Consider the following 18,500-nt stretch of genomic DNA (forward strand, 5'->3'; position numbering starts at 1 on the left):
CGAATCACTCCCGCCCGAGTATCGCGGCGGCGCTCTCCACACCCTCGCGGGTGCCGATCACGATGAGCGTGTCCCCACCCGCGAGCCGGAAGGCCGGCGTGGGCGAAGGAATGGCTTCGGCCCTGCGAAGGACCGCGACGATGGAGGCGCCGGTCTCGGTCCGCATCTGGGTCTCGCCCAGGACCCGCCCGTTCCAGTGCGAGGAGCCGGAGACTTCGATGCGCTCGGCGACGAGGCCGAGGTCGGTGGTGTGCAGGAGGTTCGGGCTGTGGTGCGAGGGCATCAGCGCGTCGATCAGCGCGTCCGCCTCGCCGGAACTCAGCCGCAGCGAGAGGGCGCACTCGTCGGGGTCGTCGGCGCGGTAGGCGCTGAGGGTGCGCGCGCCGTCCCGGTGCGCGACGACCGAGATCTGGCGCTGTTCTCGGGTGGTCAGGTCGTACCTGATGCCGATGCCTGGGAGTGGCGTCTGGCTGAGACGTGAAGCGGACACAGCTCTTCCCCTAGTTGCTGATTGGCTGATGGGCGTCAATACGGCGTTAAGGTCACCCTATCGGCCCGTTCTTTGCCTGAACTTGGTGGTAGAGGTGCCGCGCTACGACTAAGGCTGACGCTCCGCCAGCACCGTTGCGACGGAATCGGCTTCCGTGGGCGACTTGTCCTCGCGGTAGCGGACGACCCGGGCGAAGCGGAGCGTGACGCCTGCCGGATAGCGGGTGGACTTCTGCAGCCCGTCGTAGGCGATCTCGACGACGAGCTCCGGGCGTACGGTCACGAGGAAGCCGTCGTCGCTGGTCGCGAGCTCACGCAGCCGCTCGGTCTGCCAGGCGAGCATCACGTCGGTCATGCCCTTGAAGGTCTTGCCGAGCATGGCGAACGTCCCGTCGTCGCGCCGGGCGCCCAGATGGAGGTTGGAGAGCTTGCCGGTCCGCCGCCCGTGCCCCCACTCGGCGGCCAGGACCACGAGGTCCAGGGTGTGTACGGGCTTGACCTTGAGCCAGCTCGCGCCGCGCCGGCCGGCGACGTACGGCGCGTCGAGCGCCTTGAGCACGACGCCTTCGTGGCCGCGGCGCAGCGTGTCGGTGAAGAACTCCTCGGCGGCGCGGAGTTGGGCCTCGTCGGTGGGGTCGTCGACGACGGTCCGCCGCACCCGCATCGGCTCGGGGACGAGCCGCGCCAGGTGGGTGTGCCGCTCGGCGAACGGCAGGTCGAGCAGGTCCTGCTCCCCGGCGTACAGCACGTCGAAGAAGACGGGTGAGACGGGAAGTCCGGCGGCGGCGCCGGTGACATCGACACGGGACCCGACCCGGCCCGCGGTCTCCTGGAAGGGGCGGGGTCTGCCGTCGCCGTCGAGCGCGATCACTTCCCCGTCCAGGATGAAGGTGTCGCCCTCCAACTCCATCGCGGCGGACGTGAGTTCGGGCAGCCGGTCGGTGATGTCGTCGAGCGTGCGGGTGTAGACGCGGACGTCGCTGCCGTCGCGGTGCACCTGGACGCGGATGCCGTCCAGCTTCTCCTCGACGGCGCACGGCCCGCCCAGCTTGCCGACGCCCTCCGTGACGGACACGGCCCCGTGCGCGAGCATCGGCAGCACCGGCCGCCCGACGCTGAGCCGGAACTCCTCCAGAGCGCCCGGCCCCCTCGCGAGGAGGGCCTCGGCGACGGGAGTCACCGCCCCCGCGAGCATCACCGCGCGCCGCACGGCGGCGGGCGGGGCCTCCGTCGCCCGCGCGAGCCCCTCCACGGCGATGGCGTCGAGCGCCCCCTGGCGGACCTCACCGGTCAGCAGCCCGAAGAGGAACCGCTGCTCCTCGGCGGTGGCCGCCCCGATCAGCTCCCGCACCAGCTGCTTGCGCGCACCCTGGGACCCCTGCCCGGAGAGGGCGCCGATGGCGGTGAGGGCGGCGTCCGTGGCCTGAACGGTGAGGGTGGGTTCCACGGCCGCCGGGGGTGGCTCCTTGAGCAGGCTCCAGCCGATGCCGAGCCTGCCCTGGGGGAGACGTCCCGCGAGGTAGGGGATGACGATGGGGGCGTCGGCGGGGGTGGCCGCGCGGAAGAGGTCGGCGAGCAGGGTGATCTTCTGGGAGCGGGCGGGGGTGGTGGACACGGTGGCGGACACGTGGGCGAGGCGGGCTAGGAGCATGCGGTTTCCTTTCCCCGGTGCCGCCCCGTCCCGAAACCGGGCCCGCATCCTGCCGCTCCGGCGCCGGAGCCGCTACAGCCGCATGCGAAAGTGGCGCAGGTCACACAGATAGGCCCGTGTGTCGCATAATGAAACACCTCCTCGCGGACTCGAACAGACAGGAAGAAAGCAGAGCGAGCAGCGGCAGCTGCGCCGGAACAGGAGTTCGATCATGGCCGTCACCCTTGAGCAGCCCGCCCGCGCCCGCCTGATCACCCCTGAAGGCCGCGAGCGCACCCTGCCGGTGACCCTGCGCTACGCGGCCGACGATCCCCTGGCCGTCCAGATCTGCTTTCCGCCGGAGGCCTCCCTGGACGGTGCGGAGGTCACCTGGATCTTCGCCCGCCAGCTCCTGGAGGAGGGGCTCGATGCCCCCGCGGGCGGCGGTGACGTGCACATCTGGCCGTGCGGGCGGGCCCGCACGGTTCTTGAGTTCCACGCGCCGAAGGGTCTTGCCCTGGTGCAGTTCGACAGAGCCGTGCTGCGGCGATTCCTGGTGCGTACGTACGCGGTCGTGCGGGCGGGGCGTGAGAGCGCGGGGCTCGACCTCGACCAGGATCTGGCCCGCCTGCTGGGCGGGGTCTGAGCGCTACGGCCACCCGGACGCCCCCCCGAGCCCCTACTGGCGTCCCGGCACACGGCAGGCACGGGCCGCCCGCCGCCGGATCACCACCACCGCACCCGCGATCAGGGCCACCGACCCCGCGGCGACGAGAAGGATCGCGGTCCAGTCCGAGCCGTCCGGATCCACCGCGTGGGCGGCGAGCTCGGCGGCGGGCGCGGGGCCCTGCGCCGTGCCCTGCTCCTCGCTCTTGGGCAGCAGCGAACCCACCGGCCTGACGTGCCCCGCCGCCTCGAACCCCCAGTCGAGGAGCGTCCTGGCCTCTTCATACACGCGGTACCCGCCGCTGACCTGCGGATTCATCACCGACACGACGAGAGTGCGCCCGCCCCGCTGCGCCGCGCTGATGAGCGTGTTGCCCGCGTGGGTGGTGTAGCCGTTCTTGATCCCCAGCAGGCCCGGATAGCGGCCCACACCGTCGGCTCCGGTGAGCAGGCGGTTGGTGTTCTGGATGGGATAGGACCAGTTGCCGTGCGGGAACTTGGCGACCGACGTCGAGCAGTAGCGGGCGAACTGCGGGTCCGCGAGCCCCGCCCGGCCGAAGACCGCCAGGTCGTACGCCGAGGAGACCTGGCCCTCCGCGTCGTAGCCGTCGGGGGAGACGACATGGGTGTCGCGGGCGCCCAGTGAGCGGGCCTTGGCACGCATCTGCCGGACGGTCTGCTGCCAGCCTCCGTTGAGCCCGGCAAGGACGTGCACGGCGTCGTTCCCGGAGCTGAGGAACACGCCTCGCCACAGGTCGGCGACGCTGTAGCTGCGCCCCGCCTCCACGCCCACCAGGCTGCTGCCGTCACCGACGTCGTCGAGCTCGCTCTGGGTGACCCTGTGCCGGGCCACCGCGTCCAGGTGGGGCAGCGCGGTGAGGGCGAAGAGCGACTTCAGGGTGGAGGCGGGGGGCAGTTGCCGGTGCGCGTCGTAGGCGGCGAGCACTTCGCCCGAACGGGCGTCGGCCACCACCCAGGAGAGCGCCGAGACGTCGGCCGGGACGGCCGGGGCGCCGACGCCGGGACGGGCCTGGACACCCGGCCGGTCGAGGAGGTCCGAGGTGTACGCGGGACCGGGCTTGGGCGGCGTGGGCTCGGCCGCGGCCGCCGAGAAGGGTGTGGGCAGGAGGACCAGGGCGGCGAGCGCGAGGGCCGCGGTGCGGACGGACGAGGAGCGCGGGAGGTACCTGATGGCCATTCAGCCACCGTATGAGCGCGCCCCGAAGCCCGCAGGTCAGCTTGGTCCGGCTGGATGTACGGGGTGGCCGCCGACCGTGTGCGCGTGCGCTCTTCCCGAACCCGCCGTCCCCTGCCCACACTGCTGGGCAGGGGACGGCGGAGGGGGCTTCGATGACCGCTCGACGGGGACGGCGTACGGCGGCCGGCAGGCGCCGGGAGGCGCGGCGCAGGACCGGCTCGGTGGGCGGCGCTCTGCTGCTGCTCCTGGTGGTGGTGTTCTGGTCGGCGGTCTGGCCCTACGCGGCAGGGGTGTTGATCCTCGGCGGCCTCGGCCTCACCGGGTGGTGGCTGTGGCGCACGGACCGGATGGCGCGCGGCCGTGATGTGGCCTGGCGGCGCGAGGACGCGGTGCGCGCGGGGCACCGGACGCTCGCGCAGGTGGACGCGATGACCGGCACCGAGTTCGAGGAGCTGGTCGCGGGCCTGTGCCGCAGGGACGGGTGCACCGAAGTACGCCGCGTGGGTGGGGCGGGGGACAACGGCGCCGATGTCGTCGGGCGGCTCCCGGACGGCCGGAGCATGGTCGTCCAGTGCAAGCGCTACGCGCCGAGCAGCACCATCGCCAGCCGCGAACTGCGCGATCTCCTCGGCTCGCGGGTGCACTTCGGCGCCGATGTGGCGATCTTCGTGACGACCACGCGGTTCAGCCGCCCCTCGGAGACCTTCGCGGCGGGGCACGGCATCGTGACCGTGCACCGGGACCATCTGGGCCTGTGGAACAGCGGCGCCTCGCTGGAGTCGCTGCTGGGGGTCAGCGGTACGGGCCAGGGGGACACGCGGCACCGGGCGCGGTGGAAGAAGACGTACGGATAGCGCCGCACACAAGGGGAGTTGTGAGGTCGGTCACGATGACCCCCTCTCCCCATTACTTTCCCCTAGGTACCTACTGACCCGGCGCCGATAGCTTCCGTGGAGTCGACCGAGAACGAACAACGGGAGCGAAGATGATCGTGGTGTCCGGAGCTACGGGCAATGTCGGAAGGCCGCTCGTGCGGGCCCTTGTGGCGGCGGGCGAGCAGGTGACGGCGGTCTCGCGCCGCATAGGGGAGTCGGACGTCCCCGACGGTGTACGGCACCATCGGGCCGACGTGGCCGACCCGGAAGGGCTGGCGCCCGTGCTCGACGGGGCCGACGCGCTGTTCCTGCTGACCTCGGGCGATCTGATGCTCGCGGGAGGACATGTGCACGGCGTCCTGGACGCCGCACGGGCGGGCGGTGTCGGACGGGTCGTCCTGCTCTCCTCCCAGGGCGTCGGGACGCGGCGCCACCCCTCGCGGTACGAGGACGCCGTCAAGGAGTCGGCCCCGCGATGGACGATGCTGCGCCCCGGAGGCTTCGCCTCCAACGCCTTCCTGTGGGCCGGGCCGGTCCGCGAGCGGCGCACGGTGAGCGCGCCGTTCGGCGACACGGCGCTTCCGGTCGTCGACCCGACCGACATCGCGGAGGTCGCGGCGGCGGCGCTGCGCGAACCAGGCCACGCGGGCGCCACGTACGTACTGACGGGACCGGCGCCCCTCACTCCCCGGCAGCAGGCGGCGGCGATCGGCGACGCGATCGGCGAGGAGGTGCGGTTCGTCGAGCAGAGCAGTGCGGAGGCCCGGGAGCAGCTGACGCGGTTCATGCCCGCGCAGGTCGTGGACTCCACGCTCGCCGTCCTGGGCACACCGACCGCCGACGAGCAGCGCGTGAGCCCGGACGTCGAGCGGGTCCTCGGCCGCCCGCCCCGTACGTTCGCCGACTGGGCGGCGCGCAACGCCGCCGCGTTCAAGTAGCGGCCTCGCTCAGCCGCGCGGCCGTATGTGGAGGTCCGGGCCGCTCGTCCCGGGCGCCTCCACGCCGGGCAGCAGCCGCATGTCGTGGTCGTAGTCGCCGCCGACGAGCGACCGGAACGGCACCGGCTCATCCGTGAAGAGCCCTTCCAGCCGGGTCCGGTACGCCCGCCGCGCTGCCGCGAACCGGTCCTGGGGCAGTTCGTTCGACTCGTACACCGCGAACGGTTCGAGCGGCGCCATGCCCGTGAACCAGAACAGGCCATGCTGGAGCGGATACAGGACGTCCGCGAGGCGGCCATGGATGCCGCGGTCGGAGAGCGACGACTCCCGGGCCCCGGCCGTCACCGACACCAGCGCCCGCCGCCCCGCCAAGGCGCCCTCGCTGTAGGGCGGGGGGACGGCGGGGCCGTAGCCGAAACCGGCGGTGAACACCCGGTCGATCCAGCCCTTGAGGATCGCGGGCGGCGAGAACCACCACAGCGGGAACTGCAGGATCACCGCGTCCGCCCACCGCACCTTCTCCTGCTCCGCCGCGATGTCGGGCGAGAGACGGCCGGTGAGGGTGTCGCGCTCGGAGGCGGACATGACGTGCAGCCGCCGGTCGGCGACGTGGTCGGTGAAGTCGTCGGCGTCCACCGCCGCCTTCCACTTCATCGCGTACAGATCGGAGACCTGTACCTCGTGGCCGGCCGCCCGCAGTTCCTCGACCGCGAAGGCCGCCAGCGAGGCGTTGAGCGAACGGGGTTCCGGATGGGCGCTGACGACGAGGATCTTCTTCGGCCGCTGCGGCAGTGCTTCGTTCATGAGGCCACGTTCTCCCGTCGTCGCCGGCGCAGCCAGAACCCTGTGCGACCGTCGGAACGCCGATCCTGGTACTGCCAGGGCCACGCATACTTGACCCATGGACGGCGTGGACCAGATGACGAACGGCGACGGGATCGGCGACACCCGGCGGGCACTCGGCGGCTTTCTGCGTGCGCGCAGGGGGCGTGTCGCGCCGGAGAACGTCGGGATCGCCGGTGGCCGTCGCCGCAGGGTGCGCGGGCTTCGCCGCGAGGAGCTGGCCCAGCTCGCCGGGATCAGCGTGGACTACTACGTACGCCTCGAACAGGGCCGGGCCACCCAGCCGTCCCCCGAGGTGCTCGACGCGCTCGCCGGGGCGCTCGGCCTCGACGCGGCGGAGCGCGGGCACCTGGCCACGCTGGCCGCCGACCGGCGCGACCCGGCGCCCACGGCCCGGGTCAGCCCGCTGCTGCGGCGGATCCTGGACTCCATGGCCGGGCTGCCCGCCTTCGCGACCGACCACCGGCTCGACGTGGTGGCCTGGAACGACCTCGGCGCGGAGCTGATGGGCGGCCTTGACGAACCCCCGCGCCGCGACAGGAACAACGCCCGGTTCCTCTTCCTCGACCCCGCGGCGCGCGGCGTCCACCCCGAGTGGGAGGACAGGGCGGCGGAGGCCGTGGGCCAGCTGCGGGTCGCGGCGGGGCGGTATCCCAAGGACACGGAGCTGACCGCGCTCATCACCGAACTGGCCGGGCAGAGCGCCGAGTTCCGCCGGATCTGGGACAGCGGAGAGGTCGTGATGTGCGCGGCGGGCCGCAAGCGGCTGCGGCACCCGGTGGCCGGGCTGCTCACCCTCGACTTCGAGACCCTGCATGTGCCGGCCGCGCCCGGTGAGACGGGTCTGGTGGTGCACGTGTTCAGCGCGCGCGAGGGCAGCCCGGAGGCGGACGCGCTCGCCCGCCTCGGTCACAGGGCAGCGCCCGGCACCGCGGACACTGCCCTGAGATGAGGCCGGGCGGCTCAGCCACCGGTCAGGCCGGAAGGACCTTCTCGACGGCGGCGACGACCTCGGCGGAGTCCGGCTCGGCCTGCGGCGAGAACCGCGCGGCGACCGCTCCGTCCGGGGCGACGAGGAACTTCTCGAAGTTCCAGCGGATGTCGCCGGTGTGCCCCTCGGCGTCCGCCGTGCCCACGAGGTTCTTGTACAGCGCGTGCCGGTCGTCGCCGTTCACGTCGACCTTCTCGGTCATCGGGAACGTCACGCCGTACGTCGCCGAACAGAACTCGGCGATCTCGTCCGACGTACCGGGCTCCTGGCCCATGAACTGATTGCACGGCACCCCGAGCACGGCGAAGCCCCGGTCCGCGTACTGCTCGTGCAGGCGCTCGAGCCCCGCGTACTGCGGGGTGAGGCCGCACTTGGAGGCAACATTGACGATCAGCACGGCCTTGCCGAGGTACTGGCCCAGGTCCGCGGGTCCACCCTGGAGGCTGTCGATTTCTACTGCGTCATAAACAGACATGATCCGGAGCCTACGCGCCGGTACGTCGCGCCGCGGCATGCGTCCGGTTCAGGCGACCGCAGGCGACCAGTTCGATGGTCGTGGCCACCGCGATCGTCTGGACCGCCGTCAGGGCGATCAGGACGAAGAGCTGTACCGCGCCGGCGAGCACCGGTGACGCGCCGCCCAGGAGCATGCCGACGAAGGCGCCCGGCAGCGTGACCAGGCCCACCGTGCGGGTCTGGTCGAGGCCGGGGAGGAGGGCGTCCGACGCGGTGGGGCGGATCAGTTCCAGGCGGGCGTCCCTTTCGAGCAGGCCGATGGCCAGGCCTGCCTCGAACTCGCCGTTGCGGGAGTGGAGTTCATCGAGGGCGCGGCGGCCACCGAGCACCGTCGCGGTCAGCGCGCCGCCGATGAGGATGCCGGTCACGGGGATCATCGCGATGCCGCGCACCGGCAGCAGGCCGGCCAGGGCCAGGCAGGTCACCACCGGGACGACGGGGCCCGCGATCGGCAGCGCAGCCCACCACCAGCTGCCGTTGGCGGTGATGCGGCGACCCGCGGTGCGCGCGGCGACGGCGAACATCAGGAGCAGGAAGGCGAAGAGCGCCACGGCGTGGTGGATCACCCAGCCGATCGCCAGGGACACCACGCCCAGCTGCACCGCCGCCCGCACCCCGGCCAGCAGGATCTCCCGCGCCCTGCCGTACGACCTGTCGGGGGAGAGGCGGAACACGGCGGCCGTCGTGGCCGCGGCGAGCAGCAGGACCAGGAGCGCCACGCCGAGCGTCGCGTCGACCGGCAGCAGGGCCTGAGCGGCGAGATCGCGCACGCCCTCACCCTAGGCGGCGCCGCGCCCCGCGCACCGGGACCGGAGGGAATCGATGATCGGAACTCGGGCGCCCGGGGTCGTCGCGGGCGGGCCCGGTCTGTGAGGATGCGGGAGGAACCATGTGATGCCGGACGAGCAACTGTCGACGGAAGCCGGACCGGACAGAAAGAAAGAGGGGCTGACCTCATGGCGCAGCAGGTACAGGGCGTGATCGCGCGCGCGAAGGGCGAGCCGGTACGGATCGAGACGATCGTCGTGCCGGACCCGGGGCCCGGCGAAGCCGTGGTGAAGGTGCAGGCCTGCGGGGTCTGTCATACCGACCTGCACTACCGCGAGGGCGGCATCAACGACGACTTCCCCTTCCTCCTCGGCCATGAGGCGGCGGGCGTCGTCGAGTCGGTCGGCGACGGCGTCACGGAGGTCGCCCCCGGCGACTTCGTGATCCTCAACTGGCGCGCGGTGTGCGGCCAGTGCCGCGCCTGCCTGCGCGGGCGCCCCCAGTACTGCTTCGACACGCACAACGCCAAGCAGAAGATGACCCTCACGGACGGCACGGAGCTCTCGCCCGCGCTCGGCATCGGCGCCTTCGCGGAGAAGACCCTCGTCGCCGCCGGACAGTGCACCAAGGTCGACCCGGCCGCGTCCCCCGCCGCGGCGGGGCTCCTCGGCTGCGGTGTCATGGCCGGCATCGGCGCCGCCATCAACACCGGCAACGTGGGCCGGGGCGACTCGGTCGCCGTCATCGGCTGCGGCGGCGTCGGCAACGCGGCGGTCGTCGGCGCGCGGCTCGCCGGAGCCGCGAAGGTCATCGCCGTCGACATCGACGACAAGAAGCTCGAGACGGCCAAGAGCCTCGGTGCCACCCACACCGTCAACTCCCGCTCCGGGGACCCGGTCGAGGCGATCCGCGAGCTGACCGACGGCAATGGGGCCGACGTCGTCATCGAGGCGGTCGGCCGCCCGGAGACGTACGAACAGGCCTTCTACGCCCGCGACTTGGCGGGCACGGTCGTCCTGGTGGGGGTGCCCACGCCGGAGATGCGCATCGATCTGCCGCTCCTGGACGTCTTCGGGCGCGGCGGCGCCCTCAAGTCGAGCTGGTACGGCGACTGCCTGCCCTCCCGCGACTTCCCGATGCTCATCGACCTCTACCAGCAGGGGCGCCTCGACCTGGACGCCTTCGTCACGGAGACGATCGCCCTGGCAGACGTGGAGAAGGCGTTCGAGCGGATGCACCACGGGGACGTCCTGCGTTCGGTGGTGGTCTTCTGATGGCCGCGCGCATCGACCACTTGGTCACCTCGGGCACGTTCTCCCTCGACGGGGGCACCTGGGACGTCGACAACAACGTATGGATCGTGGGGGACGACAGCGAGGTCGTCGTCATCGACGCGGCGCACGACGCGGACGCCATCGCGGCCGCGGTCGGCGAGCGCCGGGTCGTCGCGATCATCTGCACCCACGCGCACGACGACCACATCGACGCGGCCCCCGCGCTCGCAGAGCGCACCGGCGCGCCGATCCTGCTGCACCCCGCCGACGCGGAGCTGTGGAAGCAGACCCACCCCGACCGCGCCCCCGACGGGGAGTTGTCCGACGGGCAGGAACTCACCGTGGCGGGAACGGAGTTGAAGGTGCTGCACACCCCGGGCCACTGCCTGGGCGCCGTCAGTGTCTACGCGCCCGCGCTCGGCACGGTCTTCACCGGCGACACGCTCTTCGCGGGCGGACCCGGAGCGACGGGCCGGTCGTTCAGCGACTTCCCGACGATCGTCGACTCGATCAGGGACCGGCTCCTGACGCTGCCCCCGGAGACCGAGGTACGCACCGGGCACGGCGACAGCACGAGCGTGGGCGCGGAGGCGCCGCACCTGGAGGAGTGGATCGCCCGCGGTCACTGACCGCGCCGATCGCGGCCCCGCGTGGTTCACCGCGCGGGGCCTTTCGCGTACTGGCCCTGTCCCGCGATCTCCGATAAGTTAGGCAAGGCTTACCTAATGGAGGTTCAAGGATGGGTGTCCGTCACGCCAGCACGTCCGTGCCCACCGCAGCGGCACGCGCTCGCTCACTGCTCACCACCGCGTGGTCCTGCGCGGTGACCACGGAGATCGGCAGGGATGAACTCGTCGGCGCGCACAGCGTCACGCCGGAGGGCATCCTCCTGCTGTCCCCGCCCCCCGACAGTGCGCTCGCCACCGCGATGATCTGCGCGCCGCGCGGCGAACCGTCCACCCTGGTCGAGTTCGCCGACGTCGCCCCCGTGCCGGTGAGGGACCGGATCAGGGCCCGGCTCTGGCTCTCGGGGTCACTGGTGCCCGACGGGGAGGGATTCATCTTCGCGCCGACCTGCGCCGTCCTGCACGACGCCACCGGCGGCCGGATCGGCATCGACCTCGACGAACTCGCCCTGGCGGCCCCCGATCCGCTGGCCGAGGCCGAGTCCCGGCTGCTGACCCACCTCGCCGAAGCGCACGAGGACGCCGTCGAGCAGCTGACCAAACTCGTCTGCGCGGACAGCCTGCACGGCGTGGTGCGCGTACGCCCGCTGGCCATCGACCGCTACGCCCTCACGCTGCGCCTCGAGAAGGCCCGCAGCCAGGCCGACGTCCGGCTCGCCTTCGACGAACCCGTCGAGGACGTCGCCCAGGTGACCGAACGCATGCACCTCCTGCTGACCAAAGCCCGGCATCTGCGCCGTCCCCTACTGCGCCCCACGTCGCCCGAGGCCTGAATTCGCCGACTTCATCGACCGCAGCGCGAGCACGAGCACCCCGATGTCGTCGAGGAACACCGGATCGGGCAGCAGATCGGCCGGCAGGACGAGATAGGCGATCGCGCCCCAGAACACCCACTGGCGCTCGACCGGCAGCCCCGCCGCGCGCAGCGTGCGCCGCGTGCGAATCAGGCGTACGAGCAGCGTGATCGCGACCGCGAGCGTCGCGACCACCAGTACCGCGCCCGCCACAAGGAGGACCGTGACTTCCGTGCTCATCAGACCCTGACCTCCGTCCAGCGACATCCCGTGACATCGTGCGACGTCCGGTGCGGGCACTCGGCCCAGGCTATGGGTACCCGCAGGACGCCGCGCGAACATCCCGCCCCGAATCCTTCCATGACGGACTATGGAGGCCGGCATCACGCCAGCTCCTCCAACTCCTTCCTGGAAAGGCAGAGATGAGCCAGACGAGCCAGACGCTGCTCACGGCAGGGCGGGTTCTGACCGGGCCAGGTGGCCAGTACGTCACGGACGGCGCCGTACTGACGCAGGGCGCGGACATCGTCGCCGCGGGCACCCGGGCCGAGGTCGAGCCCCTGGCACGCGGCGTGTCGCAGCGGTTCGCGCTGCCCGAAGCCACGGTGCTGCCCGGACTCATCGACGCCCACGTCCACCTGGTCTTCGACGCGAGCAAGGACCCCGTCGCGGTCCTGGACGCGCACAGCGACGCCACCCTCATGGCGGCGATGGAGGAGCGGGCGCTCCAGTTCCTGCGCAGCGGTGTCACCACGGTGCGCGATCTGGGCGACCGGGGCCGCCTCACCCTGCGCCTGCGCGAGGAGATCACCGCGCACCGGGTGCCGGGCCCGCGGATCGTCGCCGCCACGACACCGCTGACCACCAAAGGCGGCCACTGCTGGTTCCTGGGCGGCGAGGTCGAGGGAGAGGGCGAGATCCGCGACCTGGTGCGGCGCAACGCCGAGCTCGGCGCGGACGTCATCAAGGTCATGGCCACCGGCGGCGGCCTCACCAAAGGCGGCCCCGCCACCTGGCAGAGCCAGTTCGACGCCCCCGGCCTGCGCACGATCGTCCGCGAGGCGCACCGCGCCGGTCTGCCGGTAGCCGCCCACGGACACGGCACCGCGGGAATCGTGGCCGCCGTGATGGCGGGCGTCGACACCATCGAGCACTGCACGTGGATGACGCGCAAGGGATTCGATCTGCGTGAGGACGTCCTGGACGCCATCGTCGCCAAGGGCATCCGGATCTGCCCCACGATCAGCCCGAACTGGCGGATGCTGCCCATGTTCTTCGGCGCCGAACGGGCCAAGGCCATGTTCGACCAGGTCCGCACGATGGCGGAGCACGGCGCGCGGCTGATCGCGGGGACGGACGCCGGAGTCCAGCGTGCGGGCTGCGACGGCCTGGCCCAGAGCCTCGGCTTCTACCAGCACCTGGGCATCGAACCCAGCCGTGTCATCGACATGGCGACGACGGAGGCCGCCGACGCCCTGGGCATCGCCGACCACGTCGGACGCCTGGCCGCGGGCTATCGCGCCGACCTGATCGCGGTGCACGGCGATCCGCTCAAGGACGTGGAGGCCCTGGGCGACGTACGGCTGATCATGGCGAACGGCAAGATGGTGGACCATGAGTGAGCCATCATCGGACCATCCCACGAAGCCGCGTCCCGCCCATCCGCAACCCACCCGGCCGCATCCCGTCGAGCCCGTCCAGGCGCTGATCGTCGTCGACCTGCAGTCCGCCTTCGTCACCGGGGACGGCGCCGTGCCCGAAGCGGCCCGCGTCCTGGACCGGACGACCGACCTGATCACGCGGGCCCGCGCCGCGGGCGCCCTCGTCGTCCAGCTCCAGAACGACGGCGAGCCGGGCGGCGCCGACGAACCCGGCACGCCCGGCTGGGAGATCCACCTCCCCACAAACGCCGACCGGGGCGAGCGAGTCCTGCGCAAGACCGTCGACGACGGCTTCGAGGAGACCGGACTCGCGGACCTGCTCACCGAAGCGGGCGTACGGGACCTGGCCATCTGCGGGGTGCAGTCCGAGATGTGCGTGATGGCGACCGCGCGGACCGCCCTTGAGCTGGACTTCCGCGTCGTCCTGCCGCACGACGCGCACGCCACGTACGACATCCCGGCCGCCGACGGCATCAGCGACATGGTCCCGGCGGCGATGGTGTCCCGGGTGGCCGAATGGGCCCTCGGCGACGAGGTGGAGATCGTCGCGAGGGCCCAGGACCTCGATTTCACCAAGCCGTAGACCAGGTGGGAGTGGGGAGAGGGGATCAGCGGGCGGTGTACGCGCCGTCCACCAGGTGGTAGCTGCCGTGGATGAACGAGGCCCGCTCCGAGAGCAGGAAGACGATCAGCTCGGCGACCTCCTCGGAGTGACCGAGGCGGCCCGCGGGGTGCAGGGAGACGAGGGCGTCGTACGCGTCCTTCTCCATCTTCTGCAGGAGCGGGGTCTCGATGAAGCCGGGGCCGACCGCGTTCACGCGGATGCCCTTCGCGGCGTACTCGGCGGCGGCGGTCTTGGTGAGGCCGACCACGCCGTGCTTGGCGGCGACATAGGCGGGGGAGCCCGCGAAGCCGACCGAGCCGAGTATCGAGGCGACGTTCACGATGGCGCCCGCGCCCGCGGCTTCCAGGACGGGGAGCTCATAGCGCATCGAGTAGAAGACGCCGTCGAGGTTCGTGCGGATCACGCGGTTGTAGACATCGATGTCGTACTCACCGGTCGGCTTGCTCTCCCCGCCGATGCCCGCGTTGTTCACCGCGAGGTCCAGGCCGCCGAACGTGTCGACGGCGAACCGCACGGCGGCCTCGACCGACGCGGGCTCGGTGACGTCCACGGCGACCGCGGCGGCCTTGACGCCCTCCGCCAGGAGCTGCGCGGCGGCCTGCTCCGCGCCCTCGGCGTTGTAGTCCGCGATGACGACGGTGGCTCCGCCCGCGCCCAGGCGGCGGGCGGTGGCCAGGCCGATGCCGGACGCGGCGCCGGTGACCAGGGCGGTCTTGCCCGCGAACTCGGTGGCGTAGTCGGGGACGGCGCTGGAGTCGGTGGCGGGGGTGGAGGTGGTGGCGGGGGTGGTGCTCATGGTGCTCTTCACTTTCCTCATCCGATGTGGGGGGCCGCGAGGGCGGCCTCTCCGGTCAGGACGGCGTAGGCCTGCTCCACATGTGCGGCGAGGTCTGCGTCGTGTCCGTGCCCACCGCGTGCCCAGCTGCGCAGGGCCGCGGTCAGCACTCCGGCGGCGGCGCCGACGACGACGGCCGGGCGCTGGTCCCGGGCGGGGTCGGTGCCGAGCCGGTCGGCGATGATCCGGACGGACTCGTCCTGGGCGTCGACCCGGACGCGTTCGTACGCGGCGAACAGGGCGGGCTCCGTGTCGACGAGCGCGAGCAGCGCCCGCGTCCGGGACCGGCGGTGCAGGCCCGGCGCCGCCGGGTCGGCGAGCCAGTCCTGGACGGCCGCGCGATAGGCGGCCAGCGGGGGCTCGTCGGCGGGGCGGACGCGCAGGGCCGCGTTGATGCGGTCGCCGTCGGCGCGGGTGAAGTCGAGCGCGGCGGCTTCCTTGCTGCCGAAGTGGCGGCTGAAGGTGCGGCGCGTGACGTCGGCCCGCTCGGCGACGGCCTCCACGGTGACGGCCGCGAGGCCGTGCTCCAGGATCAGGTCGATGGCCGCGTCGGCCAGCGCCTCCCGGGTCTGCCGGGCCTTGCGCTGCCTGCGGTCCTCGCCGCCCCGGTCCGTGGCCGGGACTCCCGCGTCCGTGGCCGGGACTCCTGAGCCGGATTCCGTCGCCTTGTTCATGTCTTCGACTGTACACCCGTGATGTCCCAGTGGGACACCTGTCCCGTTGGGACTTAATCGGTGGCCGATGCGGGACGCAGATCGAAGACGCCGTACCCGAATCCCCGCGCCGTGACGACGCCGCTCGCGGCCTCCACTCCGTGGGCCTCCAGGGCCCGCGGACCCACATCGCCCACGACATCGGTGGTGAACGCCGCCGGTGTGCTGCGGGGATTGATCACCACGAGATGGCGCCCGCCCCTGACGTACACGAAGGGATAGCCGCTGTGCAGCACCTCCACCGAACCGCCGGGGCCCAGCTCCGGGGAGGCCTTGCGCAGGGCGATCAGGCGGCGTACGAGGTGCAGCAGGGACGCGTCGTCGGCCTCCTGGGCGGCGACGGTGGGGCGCCGGGGGTCGGGGTCGACGGGGAGATAGAGGCGGTCGGCCGGGGCGGTGGAGAAGCCGGCGTTCGCGCTGTCGTCCCACTGCATGGGCGTGCGCGAACCCGCCCGGTTGTAGCGCGGGCCCAGCACGCTGCCCTCGGTGTCGGGAAGGCCGGGGACGTACCGCATGCCGATCTCGTCGCCGTAGTAGATCGCCGGGAGCGTGGGCCAGGTCAGCTGGAAGGCGAACGCGGCGGGGAGCTGCTCGGCGGTGCGCGGGCCGCAGTTGAGGCGGGAGAAGTCGTGGTTGGAGGTGGGCAGCGACACGTGCCCGGCATCCCCGATGGCTTCGTGGGCCGCGCGCCACGCCTCGACGAACGTACGGGCCGAGCCCCTGCCGCTCGGGTCGAAGAAGCAGTCGACGGGGTCCCAGTCCTCGGAGGCGGTGCCCTCGCCGTTGTTCCACAGGGAGCGCAGGGGGCCGCCGTTGGTGGGGCCGCCGAACTGGAGGAAGAAGTCGGCGTGGAACCCGGCGGGCACGGACACGGCCGGATCGCCCCACTCCGAGAGCAGCACCGCCTCCGGGTGGGCGGCGTCCAGCCAGCCGCGCAGCTCGGTCCAGACCGCGGCGGTCGCGGTGCGGTCCGGGTCGTCCTTGACGAGGGAGTGCGCCATGTCGACGCGGAACCCGGCGAGGCCCAGGCGCAGCCAGTGGTCCATGATCTCGCGCAGTGCGGCCCGGTTGGCGCGTGGGCCGTCGGCGTCGACCCTCTGGCGCCATGGTTCGGCCGGATCCATGCGCGCGTAGCCGAAGTTGAGGGCGGGCTGGGAGTCGAAGAAGTTCGGCAGATACGCGCCGGAGCGGCTTCCGGGCGACGCTACGAATCCGTCCGGACGGCCCTCGCGCGTCCAGATGTAGCGGTGGTCGTCCGGGTCGCAGGACGACGCGGTGAACCACGGATGGCGGTCGGAGGTGTGCCCGGCCACCAGGTCGAGCAGGACCCGGATGCCGCGCCGCCCCGCCTCGCGCACCAGCTCGGCCAAGTCGTCTTCGGTGCCGTAACGCGGGGCCACGGAGAGGTAGTCGCAGACGTCGTACCCCGCGTCGCGAAACGGCGACGCGAAACAGGGGTTGATCCAGACGGCGTTGACGCCCAGCCGGGCGAGGTGGTCCAGATGGGCGGTGATGCCGTTGAAGTCGCCGATGCCGTCGCCGTCCGAGTCGGCGAAGGACTGCGGATAGATCTGGTAGAAGACGGCCTCGGAGAGCCAGGCGGGGGCGGGACGGAACGAAGTCATGGAACGGGTGCGGCCTTTCTCTCGATCGGATGCGGCCGAGGTGTACACGTCCTGGGGAGCCCTGGGCCGGCCCTAGAGCGGCAGTGCGCACACGGCGATCGGCGCCGCGAACGGCTTGCCCGTCAGGCTCAGTCGGCCGCCCTTGCCCACCTGGAAGACGCTCACCGAGCTCGACTTCTGGTTCGCCGCGAACAGCAGTCGCTGCGACGGCGAGAAGGCGATGTGCCGGGGGAAGTCCCCGCCGACGGGGACCGTGTCGAGCAGCCGCAGCCGGGCGCCGCCCGCTTCGACGGCGTACCGCGTGATGCTGTTGTGCCCGCGATTGGCGAGGTAGGCGAACGTGCCCTCGCGCGTCACGACGAACTGCGCGGGGTAGCTGGTGCCTTCGCCCGTACCGGTGGGCTGCGGCGCACCGGGAGTCAGCCGCCCGCTCGCGGGGTCGTACGCGCAGACGACCACCGTGTTGTCGACCTCGTTGGCGAGATAGGCGAAGCGCCCGGAGGGGTGGAAGGTGAGGTGGCGCGGCCCCGCCCCCGGGCGGACGGTGGCGTAGGAGACCTGGGTGAGCTTGCCCTTCTTCGTGTCGAGCCGATAGCTGTAGACGGTGTCGTTGCCCAGGTCGACGGCGAGCAGATGACCGCCGTCCGGACTGGTCACGATCTGGTGGGCGTGCGGTCCGTCCTGCCCGGGGCCGGGGGGCGGGCTGGAGTGGGTGACCAGGTCGCTCAACTCGCCCAGGGCGCCCGAGGATTGGACCGGATGGACGGCCACGCTTCCGGAGAGGTAGTTGGCGCTGAGCAGCCAGTTCCCGCTCGGGTGCACGGACAGATGGCAGGGCCCCGCGCCTCCCGTGCCGCGCGCGCCCAGGACTTCGGGCCCCCCGGCGGAGAGCGCGACGGCGGTCACGGCGCCCTGCTCCCGCTCGTTGACGGCATACAGAGTCTTGCCCGAAGGGTGGAGGCAGAGGTAGGAGGGATCGGGTACGCCCGTCAGCGTGCCGGTGCCGGTGATGTGCCCGGTCGTGTCGTCGTACGTCGCCAGGCCGAGGCCGGTGCCGCCGCCGTCCTGCGTGGTGTACGTGCCGAGGAAGAGCTGTCCTGTGCGGCGCGGCGGCCGTGGGCGGGACGGCTGGGAGGACAGGGCGGCCGCCGAAGCGGGCGCGGGTGTCGAGATGGCAGCGGCGGCAGCCGTCGCGGCGACCGCTCCGATGAATCCGCGGCGCCCCCAGCCGTTCGCTTGCGGCCGTCCGTCGGACCCGCCGTTCATCGCTGCCGCCATGTCCGCTCCTCAAGTGTCGGTGGTGACGCGTGTGGCAGACAGCGTGATGCCCAGGAACCCCCACGATCAAGAGGCGCAACCTCAGTTGCATCCCG

Annotated in this window: 20 protein-coding genes; 9 read left to right on the forward strand and 11 right to left on the reverse strand. The window is 72.2% G+C overall.

Annotated elements, in window-relative coordinates:
• Positions 1–4: 4 nt before the first annotated feature.
• Both ACFUPX_RS00425 and ACFUPX_RS00430 read right to left on the reverse strand, forming a co-directional pair.
• On the reverse strand, positions 5–490 hold the full coding sequence (locus ACFUPX_RS00425) for a cation:proton antiporter regulatory subunit (protein ID WP_383282674.1): 486 nt from the start codon (positions 488–490) through the stop codon (positions 5–7).
• Positions 491–598: 108 nt separating this feature from the next.
• Positions 599–2,140 (reverse strand): ATP-dependent DNA ligase, encoded by a 1,542-nt coding sequence (locus tag ACFUPX_RS00430; RefSeq protein ID WP_383313506.1) that lies wholly within the window; start codon positions 2,138–2,140, stop codon positions 599–601.
• Between the two features lie 211 nt (positions 2,141–2,351).
• Between ACFUPX_RS00430 and ACFUPX_RS00435 the strand changes: the two genes are divergently transcribed.
• Entirely contained in the window at positions 2,352–2,765 is a 414-nt protein-coding gene (locus ACFUPX_RS00435; protein ID WP_383313508.1) for an SsgA family sporulation/cell division regulator, read from the forward strand.
• A 33-nt stretch (positions 2,766–2,798) separates the two neighbouring features.
• Here ACFUPX_RS00435 and ACFUPX_RS00440 read toward each other — a convergent pair whose 3' ends face one another.
• Positions 2,799–3,983 (reverse strand): D-alanyl-D-alanine carboxypeptidase family protein, encoded by a 1,185-nt coding sequence (locus ACFUPX_RS00440; protein ID WP_383313510.1) that lies wholly within the window; start codon positions 3,981–3,983, stop codon positions 2,799–2,801.
• Positions 3,984–4,135: 152 nt separating this feature from the next.
• Here ACFUPX_RS00440 and ACFUPX_RS00445 point away from each other — a divergent pair, with 152 nt between their 5' ends.
• Together ACFUPX_RS00445 and ACFUPX_RS00450 are read left to right on the forward strand one after the other, a co-directional pair.
• The gene (locus ACFUPX_RS00445) at positions 4,136–4,837 is read left to right on the forward strand and encodes a restriction endonuclease (protein WP_383313512.1); all 702 of its coding nucleotides are present in this window, start codon (positions 4,136–4,138) and stop codon (positions 4,835–4,837) included.
• A 131-nt stretch (positions 4,838–4,968) separates the two neighbouring features.
• Positions 4,969–5,796, forward strand: a complete 828-nt coding sequence (locus ACFUPX_RS00450) for an NAD(P)H-binding protein (RefSeq protein WP_383313514.1) — start codon at positions 4,969–4,971, stop codon at positions 5,794–5,796.
• Positions 5,797–5,805: 9 nt separating this feature from the next.
• On the opposite strand, the gene ACFUPX_RS00455 is transcribed toward ACFUPX_RS00450, so the two are convergent.
• On the reverse strand, positions 5,806–6,600 hold the full coding sequence (locus tag ACFUPX_RS00455; RefSeq protein ID WP_383313516.1) for an NAD(P)H-dependent oxidoreductase: 795 nt from the start codon (positions 6,598–6,600) through the stop codon (positions 5,806–5,808).
• Positions 6,601–6,697: 97 nt separating this feature from the next.
• Between ACFUPX_RS00455 and ACFUPX_RS00460 the strand changes: the two genes are divergently transcribed.
• Entirely contained in the window at positions 6,698–7,591 is an 894-nt protein-coding gene (locus ACFUPX_RS00460) for a helix-turn-helix domain-containing protein (RefSeq protein WP_383313519.1), read from the forward strand.
• Between the two features lie 22 nt (positions 7,592–7,613).
• Here the strand turns inward: ACFUPX_RS00460 and ACFUPX_RS00465 are convergent, their stop codons facing one another.
• Positions 7,614–8,105 carry a glutathione peroxidase gene (locus ACFUPX_RS00465; RefSeq protein ID WP_383313521.1) on the reverse strand — a complete coding sequence of 164 codons (492 nt, stop codon included), beginning with the start codon at positions 8,103–8,105 and terminating at the stop codon, positions 7,614–7,616.
• Positions 8,106–8,115: 10 nt separating this feature from the next.
• Positions 8,116–8,916 carry an ABC transporter permease gene (locus ACFUPX_RS00470; protein WP_383313523.1) on the reverse strand — a complete coding sequence of 267 codons (801 nt, stop codon included), beginning with the start codon at positions 8,914–8,916 and terminating at the stop codon, positions 8,116–8,118.
• A 186-nt stretch (positions 8,917–9,102) separates the two neighbouring features.
• Here ACFUPX_RS00470 and ACFUPX_RS00475 point away from each other — a divergent pair, with 186 nt between their 5' ends.
• From ACFUPX_RS00475 to ACFUPX_RS00485, 3 genes are all read left to right on the forward strand, one after another.
• Positions 9,103–10,188 carry an S-(hydroxymethyl)mycothiol dehydrogenase gene (locus ACFUPX_RS00475; RefSeq protein ID WP_383313525.1) on the forward strand — a complete coding sequence of 362 codons (1,086 nt, stop codon included), beginning with the start codon at positions 9,103–9,105 and terminating at the stop codon, positions 10,186–10,188.
• A complete protein-coding gene (locus tag ACFUPX_RS00480; RefSeq protein WP_383313527.1) occupies positions 10,188–10,817 on the forward strand; it encodes an MBL fold metallo-hydrolase in 630 nt (209 codons plus the stop codon). Before ACFUPX_RS00475 ends, ACFUPX_RS00480 begins: the two co-directional genes overlap by 1 nt.
• Positions 10,818–10,927: 110 nt before the next feature.
• Positions 10,928–11,647: a DUF2470 domain-containing protein gene (locus tag ACFUPX_RS00485; RefSeq protein WP_383313529.1), complete on the forward strand. Its 720-nt coding sequence runs from the start codon at positions 10,928–10,930 to the stop codon at positions 11,645–11,647.
• Here ACFUPX_RS00485 and ACFUPX_RS00490 read toward each other — a convergent pair.
• Positions 11,618–11,908 (reverse strand): DUF1232 domain-containing protein, encoded by a 291-nt coding sequence (locus ACFUPX_RS00490; RefSeq protein WP_383313531.1) that lies wholly within the window; start codon positions 11,906–11,908, stop codon positions 11,618–11,620. The two genes, ACFUPX_RS00485 and ACFUPX_RS00490, sit on opposite strands and share 30 nt — an antisense overlap.
• A gap of 182 nt (positions 11,909–12,090) precedes the next feature.
• On the opposite strand from ACFUPX_RS00490, the gene ACFUPX_RS00495 reads away from it, so the two are divergent.
• Complete coding sequence (locus tag ACFUPX_RS00495; RefSeq protein ID WP_383313533.1) at positions 12,091–13,290, forward strand: amidohydrolase family protein; 1,200 nt, start codon at positions 12,091–12,093, stop codon at positions 13,288–13,290.
• Positions 13,283–13,912 (forward strand): isochorismatase family protein, encoded by a 630-nt coding sequence (locus ACFUPX_RS00500; protein WP_383313535.1) that lies wholly within the window; start codon positions 13,283–13,285, stop codon positions 13,910–13,912. Before ACFUPX_RS00495 ends, ACFUPX_RS00500 begins: the two co-directional genes overlap by 8 nt.
• 25 nt (positions 13,913–13,937) lie before the next feature.
• Here the strand turns inward: ACFUPX_RS00500 and ACFUPX_RS00505 are convergent, their stop codons facing one another.
• From ACFUPX_RS00505 to ACFUPX_RS00520, 4 genes are all read right to left on the reverse strand, one after another.
• On the reverse strand, positions 13,938–14,750 hold the full coding sequence (locus ACFUPX_RS00505) for an SDR family NAD(P)-dependent oxidoreductase (RefSeq protein ID WP_383313537.1): 813 nt from the start codon (positions 14,748–14,750) through the stop codon (positions 13,938–13,940).
• A 17-nt stretch (positions 14,751–14,767) separates the two neighbouring features.
• Positions 14,768–15,463 (reverse strand): TetR/AcrR family transcriptional regulator, encoded by a 696-nt coding sequence (locus tag ACFUPX_RS00510; protein WP_383313539.1) that lies wholly within the window; start codon positions 15,461–15,463, stop codon positions 14,768–14,770.
• Between the two features lie 53 nt (positions 15,464–15,516).
• Positions 15,517–17,127, reverse strand: coding sequence for an alpha-amylase family glycosyl hydrolase (locus ACFUPX_RS00515; protein WP_383313540.1), 1,611 nt, complete (start codon positions 17,125–17,127; stop codon positions 15,517–15,519).
• 72 nt (positions 17,128–17,199) lie between these two features.
• Positions 17,200–18,405, reverse strand: coding sequence for a lactonase family protein (locus ACFUPX_RS00520; RefSeq protein ID WP_383313543.1), 1,206 nt, complete (start codon positions 18,403–18,405; stop codon positions 17,200–17,202).
• Positions 18,406–18,500: the final 95 nt, after the last annotated feature.

It is taken from the genome of Streptomyces sp. NPDC057302, from assembly GCF_042667685.1.
Classification (GTDB): Bacteria; Actinomycetota; Actinomycetes; order Streptomycetales; family Streptomycetaceae; genus Streptomyces.

Coding starts and splice junctions, on each gene's coding strand:
- ACFUPX_RS00430 (WP_383313506.1), bottom strand. CDS start 2,140: ATGCTCCTAGCCCGCCTCGCCCACGTGTCCGCCACCGTGTCCACCACC.
- ACFUPX_RS00435 (WP_383313508.1), top strand. CDS start 2,352: ATGGCCGTCACCCTTGAGCAGCCCGCCCGCGCCCGCCTGATCACCCCT.
- ACFUPX_RS00440 (WP_383313510.1), bottom strand. CDS start 3,983: ATGGCCATCAGGTACCTCCCGCGCTCCTCGTCCGTCCGCACCGCGGCC.
- ACFUPX_RS00445 (WP_383313512.1), top strand. CDS start 4,136: ATGACCGCTCGACGGGGACGGCGTACGGCGGCCGGCAGGCGCCGGGAG.
- ACFUPX_RS00450 (WP_383313514.1), top strand. CDS start 4,969: ATGATCGTGGTGTCCGGAGCTACGGGCAATGTCGGAAGGCCGCTCGTG.
- ACFUPX_RS00455 (WP_383313516.1), bottom strand. CDS start 6,600: ATGAACGAAGCACTGCCGCAGCGGCCGAAGAAGATCCTCGTCGTCAGC.
- ACFUPX_RS00460 (WP_383313519.1), top strand. CDS start 6,698: ATGGACGGCGTGGACCAGATGACGAACGGCGACGGGATCGGCGACACC.
- ACFUPX_RS00465 (WP_383313521.1), bottom strand. CDS start 8,105: ATGTCTGTTTATGACGCAGTAGAAATCGACAGCCTCCAGGGTGGACCC.
- ACFUPX_RS00475 (WP_383313525.1), top strand. CDS start 9,103: ATGGCGCAGCAGGTACAGGGCGTGATCGCGCGCGCGAAGGGCGAGCCG.
- ACFUPX_RS00480 (WP_383313527.1), top strand. CDS start 10,188: ATGGCCGCGCGCATCGACCACTTGGTCACCTCGGGCACGTTCTCCCTC.
- ACFUPX_RS00485 (WP_383313529.1), top strand. CDS start 10,928: ATGGGTGTCCGTCACGCCAGCACGTCCGTGCCCACCGCAGCGGCACGC.
- ACFUPX_RS00490 (WP_383313531.1), bottom strand. CDS start 11,908: ATGAGCACGGAAGTCACGGTCCTCCTTGTGGCGGGCGCGGTACTGGTG.
- ACFUPX_RS00495 (WP_383313533.1), top strand. CDS start 12,091: ATGAGCCAGACGAGCCAGACGCTGCTCACGGCAGGGCGGGTTCTGACC.
- ACFUPX_RS00500 (WP_383313535.1), top strand. CDS start 13,283: ATGAGTGAGCCATCATCGGACCATCCCACGAAGCCGCGTCCCGCCCAT.
- ACFUPX_RS00505 (WP_383313537.1), bottom strand. CDS start 14,750: ATGAGCACCACCCCCGCCACCACCTCCACCCCCGCCACCGACTCCAGC.
- ACFUPX_RS00510 (WP_383313539.1), bottom strand. CDS start 15,463: ATGAACAAGGCGACGGAATCCGGCTCAGGAGTCCCGGCCACGGACGCG.
- ACFUPX_RS00515 (WP_383313540.1), bottom strand. CDS start 17,127: ATGACTTCGTTCCGTCCCGCCCCCGCCTGGCTCTCCGAGGCCGTCTTC.
- ACFUPX_RS00520 (WP_383313543.1), bottom strand. CDS start 18,405: ATGGCGGCAGCGATGAACGGCGGGTCCGACGGACGGCCGCAAGCGAAC.